Origin of the sequence: Streptomyces sp. NPDC059850 (assembly GCF_042731515.1) — a bacterium.
GTDB lineage: Bacteria > Actinomycetota > Actinomycetes > Streptomycetales > Streptomycetaceae > Streptomyces.
In genome coordinates, this window is sequence record NZ_JBHWJI010000081.1 from 1 (window position 1) to 19368 (window position 19368).

Genomic DNA, 19368 nt, shown 5'->3' on the forward strand with positions numbered 1-19368 from the left:
GCGGACAGGGCGTACCCGGCGGCGCCGGTGGCCGTGCGGTCGGCGACCAGCAGGCCGCGCCGCTTGAGGCGGGAGACGGCGGAGCGCACCGAGGGCGGGTCGACACCGACCGCGCCGAGCAGCCGGATGAGGGCGGCGACGGGCACCGGCTCGGCCGGGCGGCCGGGGGCGCCGCGCCCGTAGGCGCCGTAGTGGGTGACGATGAGGGAGCGCGGGGTGTGCTGGCCGTTCACGGGGTCACTTTAAGGCGGCGGTCAGCGCGGAGCGCCGTCGCGGAGGCGGTAGCGCTGGAGCTTGCCGGTGGCGGTGCGGGGGAGTTCGTCGAGGAAGACGAAGCGGCGCGGGCACTTGTAGGGGGTGAGTTCGGCGGTGGTGTGGGCCTTGAGCGAGGCGATGGTCTCCTCGGTGCGCGGGACGCCCGTACGCAGCACCACATGGGCGACGACGATCGTGCCGCGCTCCGCGTCCGGCGCTCCCGTGACCGCGGCTTCGGCCACGTCGGGGTGGCGCAGCAGGGCGTCCTCGACCTCGGGTCCGGCGATGTTGTACCCGGACGAGATGATCATGTCGTCGGCGCGGGCCACGTAGCGGAAGTAGCCGTCCCGGTCGCGGATATAGGTGTCGCCGGTGAGATTCCAGCCGTCGCGTACGTAGGTGCGCTGGCGCTCGTCCGACAGGTAGCGGCAGCCGGTCGGGCCGCGCACGGCGAGCAGGCCCGGTTCGCCGTCGGGGACGGGGCGCAGGTCAGTGCCGACGACACGGGCCTCGAAACCGGGCACCGGAACGCCCGTCGTCCCCGGGCGGATCGCGTCGTCGGCGGCGGACAGGAAGATGTGGAGCAGCTCGGTGGCGCCGATGCCGTTGATGACGCGCAGCCCGGTGGCCTCGTGCCAGTCGTGCCAGGTGGCTGCGGGCAGGTTCTCCCCGGCGGAGACGCAGCGGCGCAGCGAGGAGAGGTCGTACGCGCCGGGTTCGGCCCGCAGCCGGTGCAGCATCGCCCGGTAGGCGGTCGGCGCGGTGAACAGCACGGACACCCGGTGCCGTGCGATGTCGCCGAGCAGCCGCTCCGGCCCCCCGGGCCCGCCGCCGCCCCGGTCGGTCAGCAGCGCCGACGCCCCGGCGCGCAGCGGGAAGACGACGAGACCGCCGAGGCCGAAGGTGAAACCGAGCGGCGGGCTGCCCGCGAACACGTCGTCGGGGGTGGGCCGCAGCACCTGCGCCGAGAAGGTATCGGCGATGGCGAGGACATCGCGGTGGAAGTGCATACAGCCCTTGGGCCGCCCGGTGGTTCCCGAGGTGAAGGCGATGAGGGCGACGTCGTCGGCGGAGGTCGGCACGGCCTCGTACGAGGCGGGCGCGGCGGCCGCGAGCCGCAGCAGGTCGTCGGGCGCGCCGCCGCCGTACGTGACGGTACGCAGCCCCGGCACCTCCGCCCGGACCAGGTCGTCCACGCACCGCGCGTCGCACAGCGCGTGCCCGACCCGGGCGATGTCGCAGATGGTGGCCAGTTCGCGGGACCGCTGGGCGGCCAGGACGGTCACCGCGACCGCGCCCGCCTTCATGACGGCGAGCCAGCAGGCGGCCAGCCAGGGGGAGGTGGGGCCGCGCAGCAGCACCCGGTTGCCGGGGACGACGCCGAGGGTGGTGGTGAGGGTGTGCGCGATGCGGTCGACGTGTGCGCGCAGCTCGCCGTACGTCCACACCGCGCCGGAGCCGTCGCGCACGGCGGTCCGCTCCGGGCCGTACCGCTCCACGGTGCGATCCAGTAACTCCGCCCCGCAGTTGAGCCGGTCGGGGCGGCCGGGGCGGCGCTGCCCCGGCAGGTCCAGCAGAAGCCCCGGCCACTGATCGGCGGGCGGGAGATGGTCACGGGCGAAGGTGTCGACGTGTGCCGAAGGCCTGAGCTTCATCGAGGATGCCCCCCTGCGTGCCCGATCCTGCCTGCCCGATGTGCCTGCCGGATGGCTGTCTGAAGCCGCTTTGTCAGCGTAACGTGATGGTGACGACAGTCAATATCTCGCGATAAGGGTTGTGTTCGAAGGAGGTGCCCGATGCCGTCATTCGCACTCGATCCGGAACAGCGGCGCTGGTGCGCGCGGCTGCGCGCGCTGGCCCGCGACCGGCTGCGCCCGCTCGCCGACGCCGGTGCGCCGGGGCGGATCAACCGGCCGTTGACCGAGGCGCTGGGCGAACTCGGCCTGCTGGAGCGGCTGTTCCCGCAGGACGGTCCGGTCCGGGCGCTCGACCTGTGTCTGCTGCGCGAGTCGCTGGCCATGGAGTGCACCGAGGCCGAGACCGCGCTCGCCCTCCAGGGCCTCGGCGCGTACCCGATCGTGCTGTCCGGCGGCGAGAAGCTGTACGAGCGCTGGATGCCCGGCGTCCGGGCGGGCCGCACCGTCACCGCCTTCGCGCTGAGCGAGCCGGACGCCGGGTCGGACGCGGCCGCGCTCACCCTGCGCGCCGACCGTGACGGGGCCGGGGGCTGGCGGCTGACCGGCGAGAAGTGCTGGATCTCCAACGCGCCCGAGGCCGACGTCACCACCGTCTTCGCCCGCACCACCCCTGGCGCGGGCGCGCGTGGCGTCACCGCCTTCCTGGTGCCCGCCGACCGCCCGGGACTCGGCGGCGAACCCCTGGACATGCTCAGCCCGCACCCCATCGGCCGCCTCGTCTTCGACGGCGTCCCGGTCACGGGCGAGGACGTGCTGGGGGTGCCCGACGCGGGCTTCCGCGTCGCCATGCGCACCCTCAACCTGCTGCGGCCGAGCGTGGGCGCGTTCGCCGTCGGCATGGCGCAGGCCGCGCTGGACGCCGCGCTGGCGCACGCCGGAAGCCGCACCGCCTTCGGCGGGCCCCTGAAGGACCTGCAGTCCGTCGCGCACCAGCTCGCCGAAATGGCCACCCGCACCGAGGCCGCCCGGCTGCTGGTGTACGCGGCCGCCGCCGCGTACGACGACGGCGAGCCCGGCATCGCCCGGCGCTCGGCCATGGCCAAGCTGCTGGCCACCGAGACCGCACAGTACGTCGTGGACGCGGCCGTCCAGATCCACGGCGCCCGCGCGCTGCGCCGTGGACATGTGCTGGAACACCTCTACCGTGAAGTGCGGGCGCCCCGGATCTACGAGGGCGCCACCGAGGTCCAGCGCACGATCATCGCGAAGGAGCTGTACCGATGACCGAACCACTGCACCGGATCAACCCCGCCGAGCTGTCCCCGCCCACCGGATTCAGCCACGCCGTCACCGCGACCGGCGGACGGCTGGTCTTCCTGGCCGGTCAGACCGCGCTGGACGAGGACGGCAAGGTCGTCGGCGACACCCTCCCCGCCCAGTTCCGCCGGGCGCTCACCAATCTGTTCACCGCGCTGCAGGCGGCGGGCGGCAGCCCCGCCGACCTCGCCCGGCTGACCGTCTACGCCACCGATGTCGCCGAGTACCGCGACCGCGCCCCCGAACTCGGCCGGATCTGGCGGGAGATGGCCGGTCGCGACTATCCGGCGATGGCGGTCATCGGCATCGTCCGGCTGTGGGACGAGGAGGCGCTGGTCGAAGTGGACGGCATCGCGGTGCTGCCGTAGCCCGTAAGGCGCTCGCAAAGGCGCTTGCTCTGTTATTCCGGAATAACGTAGTCTCCGGTCCATGGCCGACGAGTCTCTGCGCGAACGGGTCGCCGCACTCGAGGAACGGGTGTCGCGACTGGAGTCCGAAGGGCCGGACACCCAACGGGACGAGGTGTTCTGGGCGCTGGAGGGGCTGCGTCGGCGGATCACGGGACATGGGCAGGTGCTGTTCACCGGCGCGGTCGAGCTGCCCACCGGGCAGCGCTACGAATGGCAGCAGGGCGCCACGACCGACGGCCTGCTGGGCGCGGACTGGGCCGAACACGCCGCGCCCTACGCCGCGCTGGGCCACCCGGTGCGGCTCACCCTGCTGCGCGCCGTGCTGGGCGGCACCCGCTCCGCGGCCGAACTGCAGGAGACCGCCGGGCTGAACACGACCGGCCAGCTCTACCACCACCTCAAGCAGCTCACGGCGACCGGCTGGCTCCAGGCCGAGGGACGCGGCCACTACCAGGTGCCTGCGGGCCGGGTCGTGCCGCTGCTCGTGCTGCTGTCCGCGGTGGTGCCACCAGGCCATCCGACTGACTGACCTGACTTGACTACGGGGGAATGACGCGTGAACCGACGTAAATTCATCACCGCCACTGCCGCTGCCACGGGCGCCACGCTGCTGTCCGGCACCGCCGCCGCGGCCGACGACACCCTGCCCGCACGGGTGCGGCACACCCTGGACCAGGCGCTGGCCGCCGGGGCCCCGAGCGCGGTGTGCGGCGTCATCCAGGGCGGCCGTACGTACGTGGCGGGCGCGGCCGGAAAGGGGAAGCGGAAGCCGAACGGCCGGACCGTCTTCCAGCTCGGCTCGATCGGCAAGACGCTCACCGCCACCGCCCTCGCCCGTGCCGTCACCGAGGGCGAAACGCGCCTCGACGCACCGCTCACCCTGCCCGCCCGCTTCCCCGTCCCCCGCAAGGGCCCCCGCCGGATCACCCTCGCCGACCTGGCGACCCACACCTCCGGCCTGCCCCGCCTGCCGGAGGGCCTCCTCGACGGCGCGAACCCGTACGACCCGTACGCGCACTACACGCTGGACGACCTGGCCGAGGGCCTGGCCAAGACCACCCTCGCCACCAAACCCGGCACCAAGTACGCCTACTCCAACCTCGGCTTCGGCCTCCTCGGCCAGGCACTCGCCTTCGACCGCGTGGACGAGATGCTGCGCCACCGGGTGGCCAGGCCGCTGGGCCTGACCGACACCACGACGACCCTGCGGCCGGACATGCTGCTGCGCAAGGCCGTGGGCCACGCCGGGGGAATACCGGTTCCCGACTGGCACGACCACGTGCTCAGCGGGGCGGGCAGCTCCATGTACAGCACGGCCAACGACATGCTGCGCTACCTGGCCGCCCAACTCCGCCCCGAGCGCTCCCCGTTGCGCTCCGCCATCGAACTGACCCAGCGCCCCCACTTCGACACCGGTGAGGGCCTGCGGCTCGGCCTCGCCTGGCACCTCCTCCCACGGCCCGGCGGCCGCACGATGACCCTGCACGACGGCGGCACCGGCGGCTTCACCACCTTCGCGGCGTTCTACCGGGACAGCGGGACGGCCGTGGTGATGATGGTGAACACCTTCAGCCAGGATGCCGACGGCAAGCAGTACCCGATCGGCCCGCTCGCCGGGGAACTGCTCAACGACCTCGACGCCGCCCACTGACCGACTGGACGGGGGCACCGAGGTGCCCCCACCCGGCTCGTATGAGGCTCAGATATCGCGGAAGGTCTCGATCTGCGCGCCGATCGAGTTCAGCCGTTCGGCCAGGTCCTCGTAACCGCGGTTGATGACGTACACGTTGCGCAGTACGGAGGTGCCCGGCGCGGCCATCATGGCCAGGAGGACGACCACGGCGGGGCGGAGGGCGGGCGGGCACATCATCTCGGCGGAACGCCAGCGGGTGGGGCCCTCGACCAGGACGCGGTGCGGGTCGAGAAGCTTGACGTGGGCGCCGAGGCGGTTCAGCTCCGTCAGATAGATGGCGCGGTTGTCGTAGACCCAGTCGTGGATCAGCGTCGAGCCCTGCGCGGCGGCCGCGATGGCGGCGAAGAAGGGCACGTTGTCGATGTTGACGCCGGGGAACGGCATCGGGTGGATCTTGTCGATGGGGGCCTGGAGCTTGGACGGCCGGACCGTCAGGTCGATCAGCCGGGTACGGCCGTTGTCCGCCGCGTACTCCGGGCTGCGCTCGTGGTCGAGCCCCATCTCCTCAAGGATGGCCAGCTCGATCTCCAGGAACTCGACCGGCACCCGGCGGATCGTCAGCTCCGACTCGGTGACGACAGCGGCGGCGAGCAGGCTCATGGCCTCCACCGGGTCCTCGGAGGGCGCGTAGTCGACGTCGCGGTCGATGTGGGTGACGCCGTGGACGGTGAGCGTCGTGGTGCCCACGCCCTCGACCCTGACGCCCAACTCCTCCAGGAAGAAGCACAGATCCTGGACCATGTAGTTGGAGGAGGCGTTGCGGATCACCGTGACGCCGTCGTGGCGGGCGGCCGCGAGCAGGGCGTTCTCGGTGACCGTGTCGCCGCGTTCGGTCAGCACGATGGCGCGGGTCGGGGAGACGGAGCGGTCGACCCGGGCGTGGTACATGCCGTCGGTGGCGGTCACTTCGAGACCGAAGGGGCGCAGCGCGGTCATATGGGGCTGCACGGTGCGGGTGCCGAGGTCGCAGCCGCCCGCGTAGGGAATGCGGAAGCGGTCCATCCGGTGCAGGAGGGGGCCGAGGAACATGATGACGCTGCGGGTGCGGCGCGCGGCCTCGGTGTCCATGGAGCCGAGGTCCAGCTCGGCGGGCGGTACGACCTCCAGGTCGTTGCCGTCGTTGATCCAGCGGGTGCGGACGCCGATGCTGCCCAGCACTTCGAGGATGCGGTAGACCTCCTCGATCCTGGCGACCCTCCGCAGGGTGGTGCGGCCCGCGTTGAGGAGGGTGGCGCACAGCAGCGCCACGCACGCGTTCTTGCTCGTCTTCACGTCGATGGCGCCGGATAGTCGCCGGCCGCCGACCACGCGCAGATGCATCGGGCCCGCGTAGCCGAGGGAGACGATTTCGCTGTCCAGCGCCTCGCCGATACGGGCGATCATCTCAAGGCTGATGTTCTGATTCCCGCGCTCAATGCGATTGACCGCGCTCTGGCTGGTGCCGAGCGCCTCCGCGAGCTGTGACTGGGTCCAGCCACGGTGCTGTCGGGCGTCACGGATGAGCTTGCCGATGCGGGAGAGGTAGTCGTCAGTCATGAAGAAGAGGCTATCTCAGATATGAGATGCGCACGCGACCGGGGCGAGGGGAGGTGTGGTGTCTGTCCAGCCGGGTATTGTTCTAGTAGTACGCGAACAATGGAGGTTGTCGTGACCCGAGCCTGGCGGCGCGCGGCCGTCGTCGCTCTGCCCTTTGTGCTGGCCTGGGCCGCTGTGCTGGCCGTCTTCGCCGCGCTGCGCGACCGGCTGCCGGATCGGCTCGCCACGCATTTCGGCCCCGGCGGGCAGGCCGACGGATTCACCGGTCTGGGTGCCTTCCTCCCGGTGGTCACCACCCTTCTGCTGCTCCCCGGCCTCATCGCGGCGGCCCTCGCCCTCCGCTCGCGTACGGCGCTCGGCGCGCAGCGGTGGCTGGTCGCCACCGGGTACGGGACGGCCGCGATGCTCGGCTACGCCCACATCGTGATGCTGGGGGTCAACGCCAGCGCCGCCCGGGCCGCCGATGTGGCCTTCCCGCTGTGGCACCTGGCGGTGTCCCTCGCCGTCGCCGGTGCGGTCGGGTGGGTGGGATGGCTGCTGGCGGGCCGGGACGCCGCCCCGGCCGGAGAGCCCGGCGAAGAGATCGGGCCCCGGCTGCCGCTCCGAAAGGACGAGGCCGCCGTCTGGACGCGCGGCGTCGGATCGCCCGTGCTGGCTGTCCTGGGGGCGGGCACCACGCTGCTGGGTGTGGTCCTCGCTGTGGCCACGGACGCGACGGCGGCAGCGGTCCTGATCGCCACCGGGCTGATTTCGGCGGCGCTGTGCCGCTGCCGGGTCACCGTCGACCGCCGCGGCCTCTCCGTCGCGCCGTGGTTCGCCCCGCGCCCCCGGCTGCGGATATCGCTGGGCCGGATCGAGGAGGCCACGAGCCGCGACGCCCGTGCCCTCACCCTCGGCGGCTGGGGCTACCGCATCCAGCCGGGCCGCCGCGCCCTGGTGCTGCGCTCGGGCGACGCGCTGTTCCTGCGGCTGGTCACCGGCAAGGAGTTCGTGGTGACGGTGGACGACGCCGCCACCGCGGCCGCCCTGCTCAACACCCTGGTCGAGCGCGGCCGGACCACGACCGGAGCGCGAGGCTGACCATGCTCTTCCGTGTCGACCTCGGCTCCCCGGTCCCGCTGGGGGACCAGATCGCCGCCACCGTCCGTGGCGCGATCGCGGATGGCACCCTCCGCCCCGGCGAGCGCCTCCCCGCCGCCCGCACCCTCGCCGACTCCCTCGGCGTCAACGTCCATACGGTGCTCCGCGGCTACCAGCGCCTCCGCGAGGAAGACCTGATCGACCTCCGCCGCGGCCGCGGCGCCGTGGTCACCGGCGAACAGCCCACCGCCCGCGCCCGGCTCCTGGAGGGCGTCCAGAACCTGGTGGAGGAAGCCCGCGCGCTCGGCCTGTCGGACGAGGAGGTCCTGACCCTGGTCCGCACCCGCCTGGCGGGCGGCTGAGCCGGGTCAGAAGTCCGAGGTGTCCAACTCCAGACCGAACGGCTCGGGGAGCGCGAGGGATGTGCCGAAGGGATGCGGGCCGTCCACCTTGGTGTAGCCGAGGGGGCCGGGTGCGGCGTAGAGCGTGCAGGTGCGCTCCTGCCGGTCGACGAGCAGATACAGCGGAGCGCCGTACTCGGCGTAACGGCGGCGCTTGACGATCCGGTCGGTGTCCCCGTTGGAGTCCGAGGTGATCTCGACGATCAGCAGGGTCTGGTCGGGTACCAGCGCTCCGCCGCCCTTCGCGAGCTCGCGCGGCACGATGGCCAGATCCGGCACGTACCAGTTGCTGCTGCCTGGCAGATCAAGGTTTCCCGAGCCCGCTCTGCAATCGAGCTTGCTCAGCGAAGGGCCGATCTGTTCACGGATCAGATCAGCCGCGTTTTCGTGGTCCCAGCTCGGAGACAACGGTTCGATGACCCCCTCGACGATCTGCACCCGGTCCCCCTGGTGGTGCTGGATCGCATACTTCAGTGCGATTTCGGGGTCGTCGGCCACATACGAAGCCGCGTATTCATGGGGTTGCGCGCTCATCGTTCCTCCACCAGGCGTCGTAATCGCAGCATGACGACTGCGCAAGGTCTATCGCAATCCTCGATGGGGTCGGGCATATCTGCCCGGCAATCACCCATACCGGTGACCGTCGCCCGTCAGGACCGCCGCCAGGGTGCGGGCCGGGCCGTCTACGGCGGGGCCGTGGAGGAGTTCGGTGCGGTGGATCAGGCGGGGTGCGGTGAGGGGGATCGGGGCGATGCCGGGCGCGTTCTCGGCGGCGGCGTGGGGGAGCAGGGCCAGGCCGTGGCCCGCCGCGGTCAGGGCGAGAAGGGTGCGGACGTCGGTGCCCTCGTACGTCAGCGAGGCGCGGAAGCCGCCGGTGCCGCTCGCGGCGCGCAGCGGGCCGAGCGGCATCGCGGCGTCCGGGGCGTCCAGCCAGCGGGCGTCGGCGAGATCGGCCAGCCGCAGGCCGAGGCGGCGGGCCAGCGGGTGGCCGAGCGGCAGGGCCACGACCAGCGGCGCCTCCGCGACCGCGACCGTGGTCAGCGCCCCGGCGTCGGGGAGCGGCAAGGGATCGCCCGGGGCCGCCGGGCCGTCCAGCAGGCCCAGGTCCAGCGCGCCGGTCGCGACGGCCGCCGGGACCTCCCGGCGGCTGAGGATCCGTACGGCGGTGCCCGCGTCGGGGCAGGAGCGGCGCGTCTCGTCCAGGGCCGCCGCGACGGCGGGCGTCATGGCCAGCGGCGAGGCGCCGAGGGCGAGCCGGGCGGCGGCGGGCCCGGCCAGCCGCTCGACGTCCGCCCGGGCCGCGTCCAGCCGCCGCAGCAGCGGGCCCGCGTGCTCCAGCAGCCGCGCCCCGGCCGTGGTGAGCGTCACGGGCCGCCGGGTCAGCAGCGGGGTGCGCAGATCGGCTTCGAGGGTCGCGATCTGCCGGTCGACGGCCGACCGCGTGGAGCCGAGCCGGTGGGCGGCGTCGGAGAAGGAGCCGCAGTGGGCCACGGAGACGAAGGTGCGGAGCAGACGCGGGTCCATGGGGACGAGTATCGCGGCTCGGCAGGTGCGTTCAGGCGCGTTCAGCGGCCTCCGGGCATCTCGGCGGGCATCGGCGAGCACGGTCCGCCACCCATTCGGGGACGGCCCGCACACCGGCATGACGCGACCCCGGTGGCAGGGCTGAGCTGACCACCGCGAGGGCCATGTATTAGAGTTATCTCGACATCGAGATATCTGTCGACGGGCGCTACCGTCGCGCCGCACCGGTAAGGGTTACCTAACTTAGCCCTACCTTAGCGGATCGGCGCGGGCATGTCGCGGCAGCATTGCGGTGGTACGCGCGTAATTCATGCATGAAGGAGACTGTCGTGTCGGCGAACAGCTTCGATGCCCGCAGCACACTGCAGGTGGGCGACGAGTCGTACGAGATCTTCAGGCTGGACAAGGTGGAGGGGGCCGCCCGCCTCCCCTACAGCCTGAAGGTCCTGCTGGAGAACCTGCTCCGCACGGAGGACGGCGCGAACATCACCGCCGACCACATCCGAGCGCTCGGCGGCTGGGACTCCCAGGCCCAGCCCAGCCAGGAGATCCAGTTCACGCCGGCCCGCGTGATCATGCAGGACTTCACCGGTGTGCCCTGCGTCGTCGACCTCGCCACCATGCGCGAGGCCGTCAAGGAGCTGGGCGGCGACCCGGCGAAGATCAACCCGCTGGCCCCGGCCGAGCTGGTCATCGACCACTCCGTGATCGCCGACAAGTTCGGCACCAAGGACGCCTTCGGCCAGAACGTCGAGCTGGAGTACGGCCGCAACCGGGAGCGCTACCAGTTCCTGCGCTGGGGCCAGACCGCGTTCGACGAGTTCAAGGTCGTACCGCCCGGCACCGGCATCGTCCACCAGGTGAACATCGAGCACCTGGCCCGCACGGTCATGGTCCGAGGCGGCCAGGCCTACCCGGACACCCTCGTCGGCACCGACTCGCACACCACCATGGTCAACGGCCTCGGCGTGCTCGGTTGGGGCGTCGGCGGCATCGAGGCCGAGGCCGCGATGCTCGGCCAGCCGGTCTCGATGCTCATCCCGCGCGTCGTCGGCTTCAAGCTGACCGGTGAGCTGAAGCCCGGCACCACCGCCACCGACCTCGTGCTGACCATCACCGAGATGCTGCGCAAGCACGGTGTCGTCGGCAAGTTCGTCGAGTTCTACGGCGAGGGTGTGGCGGCCACGAGCCTCGCCAACCGCGCCACCATCGGCAACATGTCGCCGGAGTTCGGCTCCACCGCCGCGATCTTCCCGATCGACGACGAGACCCTGAACTACCTCAAGCTCACCGGCCGCTCCGAGCAGCAGGTCGCGCTCGTCGAGGCGTACGCCAAGGAGCAGGGCCTGTGGCTCGACCCGGCCGCCGAGCCCGACTTCTCCGAGAAGCTGGAGCTGGACCTGTCGACGGTCGTCCCGTCGATCGCCGGTCCCAAGCGTCCCCAGGACCGCATCGTGCTCGCCGAGGCGGCGCAGCAGTTCGCCCAGGACGTCCGTAACTACGTCCCGGACGCGGAGGAGGACGAGGCGGGCAAGGAGTCCTTCCCGGCCTCCGACGCCCCGGCCGTCTCCAACGGCGTGCCCACCAAGCCCACCCTGGTGACCGCCCCCGACGGGTCCACGTACGAGATCGACCACGGCGCCGTGACCGTCGCCGCGATCACCTCGTGCACCAACACCTCCAACCCGTACGTCATGGTCGCCGCCGCGCTGGTGGCCAAGAAGGCGGTCGAGAAGGGCCTGACCCGCAAGCCGTGGGTCAAGACCACCCTGGCCCCGGGCTCGAAGGTCGTCACCGACTACTTCGACAAGGCGGGCCTGACCCCCTACCTCGACAAGGTCGGCTTCAACCTCGTCGGCTACGGCTGCACCACCTGCATCGGCAACTCCGGCCCGCTGCCGGACGAGGTCTCCAAGGCCGTCAACGAGGCCGACCTCGCCGTCACCTCGGTGCTCTCCGGCAACCGGAACTTCGAGGGCCGGATCAATCCCGACGTCAAGATGAACTACCTGGCGTCCCCGCCGCTGGTCGTCGCGTACGCCATCGCCGGTTCGATGAAGGTGAACATCACCACGGACGCCCTGGGCACCGACCAGGACGGCAACCCGGTCTTCCTGGAGGACATCTGGCCGACCGAGGCCGAGGTCAACGACGTCGTGGCCAACGCCATCGGCGAGGACATGTTCAACAAGTCCTACCAGGACGTCTTCGCCGGTGACGCCCAGTGGCAGGCGCTGCCGATCCCGACCGGCAACACCTTCGAGTGGGACACCGAGTCCACCTACGTGCGCAAGCCCCCGTACTTCGAGGGCATGACCATGGAGACGAGCCCGGTCGAGGACGTCACCGGCGCCCGCGTCCTGGCCAAGCTGGGCGACTCGGTCACCACCGACCACATCTCCCCGGCCGGTGCGATCAAGGCCGACACCCCGGCCGGTAAGTACCTCACCGAGCACGGTGTCGAGCGTCGCGACTTCAACTCCTACGGCTCCCGCCGAGGCAACCACGAGGTCATGATCCGCGGCACGTTCGCCAACATCCGGCTGCGCAACCAGATCGCGCCCGGCACCGAGGGCGGCTACACCCGCGACTTCACCCAGGACGGCGGCCCGGTCTCCTTCATCTACGACGCGTCGCAGAACTACCAGGCGGCGGGCACCCCGCTGGTCATCCTGGCGGGCAAGGAGTACGGCTCGGGCTCGTCCCGCGACTGGGCCGCCAAGGGCACCGCGCTGCTCGGAGTCAAGGCCGTCATCGCCGAGTCGTACGAGCGCATCCACCGCTCGAACCTCATCGGCATGGGCGTCCTCCCGCTCCAGTTCCCCGAGGGCGCCTCGGCGCTGTCGCTGGGCCTGACCGGCGAGGAGACCTTCGACATCACCGGCGTCACCGCGCTCAACGACGGCGGCATCCCGGAGACGGTCAAGGTCAAGGCTGGCGACGTCGAGTTCGACGCCAAGCTGCGCATCGACACCCCCGGCGAGGCGGACTACTACCGCAACGGCGGCATCCTGCAGTACGTGCTGCGCTCGCTGATCAGCGAGTGATCAGCGAGTGAGACGCCTGCGCGTCACGGACGGGCCGTACCCCCGCACATCGGGGGTGCGGCCCGTCCGCGTATCTCAGAGGAACGCGCCCGAGGGGATGTACGGCGACGGCGGCCGCATCCCGCGCAGGCACACATAGCCCGCGTTGGACAGCTCCAGACCCGCCTCCAGGCCGACGTCCACCGCCCACTCCTGCTCGGCCGTCAGGTTCTCCACCGACGCCTGCGTGCCCGCCGGGAGGCTGAGCAGGGCGGCGGTCAGCAGACGGCCCGCCAGACGGCGGGAGGTCGCGGCGAGCAGTTCGACATCCCCGTCCGCGCCGACGTAGCAGTAGCCGCTTCCGGCCAGGTCGTCGACGACCAGCAGCCGCGAGTGCCGCAGCATCTCCTCGTGGTCGGGGCCGTGGGCCCCGCCGCGAGTACGGCGGTCGACGGAGTCCATCAGGTCCCGGTGCCGCTCCGTGCCCTCGTGGACGGCGCCGTCGAGCGGCGGCAGCCGGGACTTCAGCTCCTTGTCGACGGTGCCGCGCAGCCGCATCGACGGATGCAGGGTGAAGCCCGCCCGCCGGTAGGTGGCCGCCGCGCGCGAATCCCGGGACCCGCAGATGATCCCGCGCAGACAGGCCCGCCCGTACAGCAGCGCCGCCGCCATCAGCTCCCGGCCGATCCCGTGCCGCTGGGCCCGGGGCAGTACGGCGAACAGCGCGAGCCCCCAGGTGCCTTCGCGGCGCGTGGACAGCACCGTGCCGACCGGCATCCCGGCCTCGTCCACGGCGAGCCAGCAGCCGCCCGGATCGGTCCGCGCGAGATGGCGGTTGCGGCTGTCGATGCGGGCGAGCTGGTCGGGCGGCCAGTCGGCCGCCGGTTCGCCCCGCAGGGCGCGCGCGGTGTCGAAGGCGGCCGAGGCCACGGTCCTCACTGCCTCGGCGTCCGCCCCGGTGTCACGTAGCTGGCGGAGGATCATGCGGACCATCATGGCGATCTGCTGAGGGCTAATCCACCGGGCACGCGCTGCCCCGAGCGGGCAGAGTCCTGTCATGAGACTTCTGATGCTGGGCGGAACGGAGTTCGTGGGACGCGCCGTCGTCGAGGCGGCGCGGGCGCGGGGGTGGCAGGTCACGGTGTTCAACCGAGGCCGTCGGGGTCCGCTGCCGGAGGTCACCGCGCTGCGCGGCGACCGCACCGCCCCCGGTGGGCTCGCCGCCCTCGAACACGGCACGTGGGACGTCGTCGTGGACACCTGGGACCGTGCCCCTTCGGCGGTCCGCGACGCGGCCCGCCTCCTCGCCGACCGCGTACGCCACTACACGTACGTCTCCACCCGCTCCGTCTACGCCTACCCGGCCCCGGCCGGACAGGCCGAGGACGGCCCGCTGGTGGACGTGTCCCCAGACTCCGTCGACGACACCGACTACGCCCGCGCCAAGCGGGGCGGCGAACTCGCCGCCCTCTCCGTCTTCGGCGACCACGCTCTGCTGGCGCGGGCCGGGCTGATCCTCGGCCCGTACGAGGACGTCGGCCGCCTGCCGTGGTGGCTGACCCGCATCGCGCGCGGCGGCCCGGTCCTCGCCCCCGGCCCGCGCGACCTGCCGTTGCAGTACGTCGACGCCCGCGACCTGGCCACCTGGCTCCTGGACGCCGCCGAGCGCGGCCTCGGCGGCCCGTACAACCTGGTCAGCCCGCCGGGCCACACCACGATGGGCGAACTCCTGGAGACCTGCGTACGCGCCACCGACTCATCCGCCGACCTGCGCTGGACCACCCCGGAACGCATCCTGGCCGCCGACATCGCCCCCTGGACCGACCTCCCCATCTGGCTCCCTCCGGGCGAGCTGTACGACACGCTGCACGCCGCCGACGTCTCGAAGGCGGTGGCAGCGGGCCTGCGGTGCCGTCCTGTTGGGGAGACAGTGACCGATACGTGGGCCTGGCTGCGTGGCTCGGACGGCCCCGCCCCATGGGCGGTCGGCCTCTCACCGGAGAAGGAGGCAGAGGTGCTGGCCGCTCAGCGTCAACGTGAATAGCTACTGCATACGTTCGAGTGACGCGAGGGGCAAATGCCACTGACACTTGCGCTCACGTCATTAGCGTTCAGCGCATGGTCAGTTCCTCACACGAAGCCCTCCACCGGATTTTCCAGGAGGACAGCGGGGCCATCGTCCGAGCACTCCGCAAACTGCTCGGCGTTCCCTTCCCTGACACGAGCAGGACGTTCGTCGTCAGCCCCGATCTCACCGAGATCGCGCCGGTCGAGAGACGCGTGGACACGCTGCTACAGATCGAGACCGAGAAGCACGGCACGTACTTGTTCGCGATCGAGTCGCAGAGCAGACGGGACCCGGACAAGCCTGCCGCCTGGGCGTACTACCTCTCGTACATGTACGCGAAGTTCCGGCACCAGCCGGTGCTGGTCGTGCTCTGCCCGGACGACGCCACCGCCCGCTGGGCGGCTCGGCCCATCACACTGGGCTTACCCAGCCACCCGTCCCTGACGGTCCGCCCGCTGGTCCTGGGCCCCAGCAACACCCCGGTCGTCACGGATGCGAAAGAGGTGGCCCAGGATATCCCGATCGCTGTCTTCTCCGCGATTACGCACAGTAGAAGTGAAGGCATCGATGCGATACTGAAGGCACTCGCGACCGCCCTCAGCAAACTTGACCCCGTTCAGGAAAACATTTACGCCGAACTCGTTGAAGCCGGTCTTGGAAACACCCCGGCGCGAGAGACTTGGAGAGATCTGATGCCCGTGCTGATGAACTACTTCCGCTCCCAGTATGCCCAGCACGCCTTCGCAGAGGTGCGCGCCGGCGACCTGCTGCGGTTCCTCAAGGCCCGAGGGCTTGAGGTAACCGACGATACGCGTGAGCGCATCGAGTCGTGCAAGGACATGGATGTTCTCGGTACCTGGGTGGACCGGGCCGCCACCGCCTCCCGTGTGGAGGATCTGTTCGACTGATGTCCGCGCTGCTCAGGTTCTTCCGCTCCGAGTTCTCGGAGGTAGCCTTCGCCGAGGTTCGCGCCGAGACCCGTGCCGAACATATTGTGCGGGTCCTCAATCAGCGGGGCTTTGAGGTCGTCGGTATGGCTCGTGAGCGTATTCAGCTGTGCGCCGACCTGGAGCTTCTCGGGAACTGGCTGGATGGAGCTCTGACGGTGTCTTCCGTTGAGGACCTGTGTCGTCTGGTCGACGTGGAGCCCAACTTCTTCTACTGCTCCAGCATCGGCCAGCGAGCCTTCACTGACGTGCGCATCGAGAGCCGCGCTGAGGACATCCTGCGGATTCTTGGCCAACGGGGGCTTGAGGTCACTGACGAGACGCGTGAGCGCGTCGAGTCATGCAGGGATCTGGACGTCCTCGGCGTCTGGCTGGACCGGGCCGTGACCGTTTCGCGCACTGCGGAGCTGTTCGCCGACGGCTGGGCCCTCCGGCTCAACCGGACGGCGTGACCGGAGACCGCATGCCGAGCCACTGTTCGGCGTCCCATGCCTTGAACCGCTCTACCTCGGTGAACCCCAGCTTCGCCGCGAGGCGCATCGACCCGACGTTGGCGGTCTGGGTGGTGAGGACTACCGGCTCGCCGGGAAGGACACCGGCGAGCCAGCCGAGCGCCGCCGTGCACGCCTCGGCGGCGTACCCGAACCCCCAGTCCCTCGGCAGGAACAGGTAGCCGAGATCGGCCTTCCCCGTGGCAGCCGGGCGACGGTGCCCGGCTGCTCTCCTGAGCAGGATCTGGCCGATCATCGCCCCGTCGAGCTCAACGACGAAGCTCCCGGGCCACCGCTCGGGCACCTCAGGCGTCTCGCACTCAAGCTCGGCACGCGGTCGGGGGCCGCCGAGGTAGGTGTGCACCTCTGGCGAGGCGAGCAGCTCGATGAACGTCGCACGGTCCCGGGCCTCGGGCTCACGGAGCACGAGCCGTTCGGTCCTGATCGGCTCAGGCGGCCAAGCCACGGGTCCCAGATCCTCCATCCGCGCACGCTAGCACCGGCCCACGATGCGCCTAGGGCTGTGGGGAGCGGACGGGGGAGACGTCGATGTACCACTCTCGGCCCAGCAGCAGGCCGAAGAGTGGAGGCGGTAGGCGGAGCAGCTTTCGCATGACGGGGCTCAGGCGGCTCGTGCCGTTGAACTGGGACTGGTGGGCCGCCAGCGCTGCCTGCTTCTGGCGGGCGTAGCGGCGTACGTCGAGGCGGTGGGTGATGTCTGACCGGGGGCTGAAGCGGGTGCTCAGCTCGTCGGGGCTGAAGCGGAGGGGGATCCTCAGCCGGTGGGCCAGGTGCACCAGGCGTTCGGCGGTGTCGCGGGGGAGCGTGGCCTCCAGCACCCTCGGGGTCTTGGCCAGTTCGGCGGCGCGGCGGCCGACCTGGTGCACCTTGATGTGATCGCGGTGGCCGTAGCCGCCGTGGGGGTCGTAGTGGAGCAGCATCGATGCGTCCTCGTCGCGGAGGATCGTGGCCAGGCGCTCGGCGGCCTCCTCCGTGTCCGCGCGGACGAAGCGTGCTCGGTCCGGCGGGTCGGGGTAGAGGATCGGGCCGTGCCCGCTGTCCGCGTAGCCCAGGTGGACGACGCGGTCGACGCCCAACAGGGCCGCGCTGGTGCGGAGTTCGCGCAGGCGGGGTGATTCGGCCTCCGTTGGCGCGGCGTCGATCAGGCCGTCCGTGGCCACCACGATCACCACCCGGTGCCCCTCGTCCGCGAGCCGGGCGAGCGTGCCGCCGGTCAGCAGGGCCTCGTCGTCGGGGTGGGCGTGGAATGCCAGGACGGTAGCCATGCGGTCCATCCTGGCATTCGCGGCCGGAGTGGCGCGCCTTACCGGCCGTGGGTGAGCCCGTCGAACGCCCCGGCCTTCGCCGCGCGTATGAAGGTGGCGAGGGTGGCGGGCGTGGTGGTGAGGATGACGTCCGGCTCGTCGCTCTCCCGCAGGGCGATGGTGTGGGGCGCGGGGGCGGCGACGTAGACGCAGGCTGATCCCTCCTGGCTGTACGAGGACTTTTGCCAGTCGCGAGGCATGCTGCGGACGTATATGCAGCTAGATCCTTGGGCGCTGTACGAGGACTTTTGCCAGTCGCGGGCGGCCACGTTGTTTCTCCTCAGGGGTGCTGCGCGATGCGGTAGATGAGTTCCCGGGACGCTGCTGGCTTGAGCGCGTAGCTCTCAAGACGATCCAGCACGCTTCGATACTTCACGAGATGAGCTTCCGAGTCGAGGAGCACCGGGGCGTGATCCGTGTCGAGCTCCACGGTGTCGAGTTGGGGGACCGTGCCGCCGAAGTAGTCGATGGGGTGGCCGGAGCCATGGAGCGGCCCTGTGCCGAAAGGGATCACCACGATCGTGACGTTCTCGCGTTCGCTCATCTCGATGAGGTGGTGAAGCTGGGCGCGGGCCACGTCCGGGCCACCGAGGCCCATCCGTAGGGCGGCTTCGTGAATGATCGCGGTCAGCGGGGTCGGCTTGCCCTCGTACAGGATTCCCTGCCGCTTGATCCGGTGCGAGAGGCGATGTTCCACTGCGTGTGGCGGAAGCGGTGGGACCGTCGAGTCGAAGAGTGCTCGGGCGTGGTCCCTGGTCTGCAGAAGACCCGGCATGTGGATCATTGTGGCGACGCGTACGGAGGTGGCGTGGTGCTCCAGCTCGGCCAGGTCCAGTAGTCCGGCGGGCAGGACCTCTCGCTGCTGCTCCCACCAGCCTCGGGTCTGTCTCCCGGTCATCTCCACGAGGGCGTCGATCAGCGCCTGATCCGCGCAGTTGTAGAGGCTCGCCAGGTGGCGCACCCGGTCCGCGCTCACCGCGTAGCGCCCCGCCTCGATGCTGCTGACGCGTGACTGGCTGGCCCCGAAGAGGCGCCCCGCGTCGGTAGCGGACAGGTCCGTTCGTTCGCGGAGCCGTCGCAACTCCGCACCCAGGCGCCGCTGGCGCACGGTTGGCGGGTACTTGGTCGGGGCCATGAGCGATCTCTCCCTGCGGGGTTTGAGCCGTGGTGGTGTCACCCTAATGGGGGTTATTGGGTCCCATGCGCCACAATTCTGGGATGCAGCCCATGTTTCACGCTACGGTGTGAAGCGCGTCACCGTACGCGCATGGCCCAATTCCCCCTCCTGACGGGAGACTTCCATGGCTGCCTTCGACTTCGACCAAGAACTCTCCGACCTCGCCCTCGACCAGGCGCCCCGCGTCTTCGCCGTGGCCGTGCAGTACGAGGTGGAACCGGGCGGACTGGATGGCGAAATCGCCGCGTGGGGGCTGGCCTACGACGACGGGAGCGCGCACGTCGTCACCGCCAACGGGCAACACCGGCTCAGCCTCACTTCACCCGAACGAGCGACGTGGTGGTTCGGGCGGGAGAAGGGGATCACCGCGCGCATCGTGTGGTTCGCGGCGCCCACGGCGCCCGCGTTCGAGCGGGCCGAGGCAGCCTGAGACCGGCGGTCGGGCTGCGGGCATCGTCTCGCGCCTTCGGCGTTTGGAGCA

20 protein-coding genes and 1 pseudogene are annotated in these 19368 nt (G+C 71.0%); 11 read left to right on the forward strand and 10 right to left on the reverse strand.

The genetic code is table 11. The features are described 5' to 3' along the window. Positions 1–233 (reverse strand): annotated as a pseudogene (locus tag ACFV9T_RS39110) (PaaX family transcriptional regulator); the annotation flags it as partial. Positions 234–254: 21 nt separating this feature from the next. Further along, positions 255–1910 (reverse strand): AMP-binding protein, encoded by a 1656-nt coding sequence (locus tag ACFV9T_RS39115; RefSeq protein WP_385447636.1) that lies wholly within the window; start codon positions 1908–1910, stop codon positions 255–257. Positions 1911–2051: 141 nt separating this feature from the next. Here ACFV9T_RS39115 and ACFV9T_RS39120 point away from each other — a divergent pair, with 141 nt between their 5' ends. The 4 genes from ACFV9T_RS39120 (at position 2052) to ACFV9T_RS39135 (ending at position 5270) form a co-directional block, all read left to right on the forward strand. Then, the gene (locus tag ACFV9T_RS39120) at positions 2052–3176 is read left to right on the forward strand and encodes an acyl-CoA dehydrogenase family protein (protein ID WP_385447639.1); all 1125 of its coding nucleotides are present in this window, start codon (positions 2052–2054) and stop codon (positions 3174–3176) included. After that, the gene (locus ACFV9T_RS39125; RefSeq protein WP_385447641.1) at positions 3173–3577 is read left to right on the forward strand and encodes a RidA family protein; all 405 of its coding nucleotides are present in this window, start codon (positions 3173–3175) and stop codon (positions 3575–3577) included. Before ACFV9T_RS39120 ends, ACFV9T_RS39125 begins: the two co-directional genes overlap by 4 nt. 61 nt (positions 3578–3638) lie before the next feature. After that, the gene (locus ACFV9T_RS39130) at positions 3639–4148 is read left to right on the forward strand and encodes an ArsR/SmtB family transcription factor (RefSeq protein ID WP_385447644.1); all 510 of its coding nucleotides are present in this window, start codon (positions 3639–3641) and stop codon (positions 4146–4148) included. Between the two features lie 27 nt (positions 4149–4175). Continuing rightward, positions 4176–5270 (forward strand): serine hydrolase domain-containing protein, encoded by a 1095-nt coding sequence (locus ACFV9T_RS39135; protein WP_385447647.1) that lies wholly within the window; start codon positions 4176–4178, stop codon positions 5268–5270. Positions 5271–5318: 48 nt separating this feature from the next. Here the strand turns inward: ACFV9T_RS39135 and ACFV9T_RS39140 are convergent, their stop codons facing one another. Next, positions 5319–6848, reverse strand: a complete 1530-nt coding sequence (locus ACFV9T_RS39140) for a helix-turn-helix domain-containing protein (RefSeq protein ID WP_385447650.1) — start codon at positions 6846–6848, stop codon at positions 5319–5321. 111 nt (positions 6849–6959) lie between these two features. Between ACFV9T_RS39140 and ACFV9T_RS39145 the strand changes: the two genes are divergently transcribed. Further along, a complete protein-coding gene (locus tag ACFV9T_RS39145; protein WP_385447653.1) occupies positions 6960–7928 on the forward strand; it encodes a DUF1648 domain-containing protein in 969 nt (322 codons plus the stop codon). A 2-nt stretch (positions 7929–7930) separates the two neighbouring features. Next, complete coding sequence (locus ACFV9T_RS39150) at positions 7931–8290, forward strand: GntR family transcriptional regulator (protein WP_385447656.1); 360 nt, start codon at positions 7931–7933, stop codon at positions 8288–8290. Between the two features lie 6 nt (positions 8291–8296). Here the strand turns inward: ACFV9T_RS39150 and ACFV9T_RS39155 are convergent, their stop codons facing one another. Further along, on the reverse strand, positions 8297–8863 hold the full coding sequence (locus ACFV9T_RS39155) for a Uma2 family endonuclease (protein ID WP_385447659.1): 567 nt from the start codon (positions 8861–8863) through the stop codon (positions 8297–8299). 90 nt (positions 8864–8953) lie between these two features. Beyond that, a complete protein-coding gene (locus tag ACFV9T_RS39160; RefSeq protein WP_385447662.1) occupies positions 8954–9853 on the reverse strand; it encodes a LysR family transcriptional regulator in 900 nt (299 codons plus the stop codon). Between the two features lie 329 nt (positions 9854–10182). Here ACFV9T_RS39160 and acnA point away from each other — a divergent pair, with 329 nt between their 5' ends. Further along, positions 10183–12900 (forward strand): aconitate hydratase AcnA, encoded by a 2718-nt coding sequence (gene acnA / locus ACFV9T_RS39165; protein WP_385447664.1) that lies wholly within the window; start codon positions 10183–10185, stop codon positions 12898–12900. A gap of 75 nt (positions 12901–12975) precedes the next feature. Here acnA and ACFV9T_RS39170 read toward each other — a convergent pair whose 3' ends face one another. Then, positions 12976–13863 (reverse strand): GNAT family N-acetyltransferase, encoded by an 888-nt coding sequence (locus tag ACFV9T_RS39170; RefSeq protein WP_385447667.1) that lies wholly within the window; start codon positions 13861–13863, stop codon positions 12976–12978. 73 nt (positions 13864–13936) lie between these two features. Here ACFV9T_RS39170 and ACFV9T_RS39175 point away from each other — a divergent pair, with 73 nt between their 5' ends. The 3 genes from ACFV9T_RS39175 to ACFV9T_RS39185 all read left to right on the forward strand — a co-directional run bounded on the left by ACFV9T_RS39175 (position 13937) and on the right by ACFV9T_RS39185 (position 16346). Then, the gene (locus ACFV9T_RS39175) at positions 13937–14923 is read left to right on the forward strand and encodes an NAD-dependent epimerase/dehydratase family protein (protein ID WP_385447669.1); all 987 of its coding nucleotides are present in this window, start codon (positions 13937–13939) and stop codon (positions 14921–14923) included. A 74-nt stretch (positions 14924–14997) separates the two neighbouring features. Then, positions 14998–15855 carry a hypothetical protein gene (locus ACFV9T_RS39180; protein WP_385447672.1) on the forward strand — a complete coding sequence of 286 codons (858 nt, stop codon included), beginning with the start codon at positions 14998–15000 and terminating at the stop codon, positions 15853–15855. Next, entirely contained in the window at positions 15855–16346 is a 492-nt protein-coding gene (locus tag ACFV9T_RS39185; RefSeq protein WP_385447674.1) for a hypothetical protein, read from the forward strand. The genes ACFV9T_RS39180 and ACFV9T_RS39185 overlap by 1 nt, the downstream gene beginning before the upstream one ends. Here ACFV9T_RS39185 and ACFV9T_RS39190 read toward each other — a convergent pair. The 4 genes from ACFV9T_RS39190 to ACFV9T_RS39205 form a co-directional block, all read right to left on the reverse strand. Beyond that, positions 16330–16869 (reverse strand): GNAT family N-acetyltransferase, encoded by a 540-nt coding sequence (locus ACFV9T_RS39190; RefSeq protein ID WP_385447676.1) that lies wholly within the window; start codon positions 16867–16869, stop codon positions 16330–16332. The genes ACFV9T_RS39185 and ACFV9T_RS39190 overlap by 17 nt on opposite strands. A 31-nt stretch (positions 16870–16900) precedes the next feature. Beyond that, complete coding sequence (locus ACFV9T_RS39195; protein WP_385447679.1) at positions 16901–17671, reverse strand: PIG-L deacetylase family protein; 771 nt, start codon at positions 17669–17671, stop codon at positions 16901–16903. Positions 17672–17709: 38 nt separating this feature from the next. Beyond that, the gene (locus ACFV9T_RS39200; RefSeq protein WP_385447681.1) at positions 17710–17910 is read right to left on the reverse strand and encodes a DUF397 domain-containing protein; all 201 of its coding nucleotides are present in this window, start codon (positions 17908–17910) and stop codon (positions 17710–17712) included. Between the two features lie 80 nt (positions 17911–17990). Beyond that, positions 17991–18845, reverse strand: a complete 855-nt coding sequence (locus ACFV9T_RS39205) for a helix-turn-helix domain-containing protein (RefSeq protein ID WP_385447683.1) — start codon at positions 18843–18845, stop codon at positions 17991–17993. 166 nt (positions 18846–19011) lie between these two features. On the opposite strand from ACFV9T_RS39205, the gene ACFV9T_RS39210 reads away from it, so the two are divergent. Then, positions 19012–19317 carry a hypothetical protein gene (locus tag ACFV9T_RS39210; RefSeq protein WP_385447686.1) on the forward strand — a complete coding sequence of 102 codons (306 nt, stop codon included), beginning with the start codon at positions 19012–19014 and terminating at the stop codon, positions 19315–19317. Positions 19318–19368: the final 51 nt, after the last annotated feature.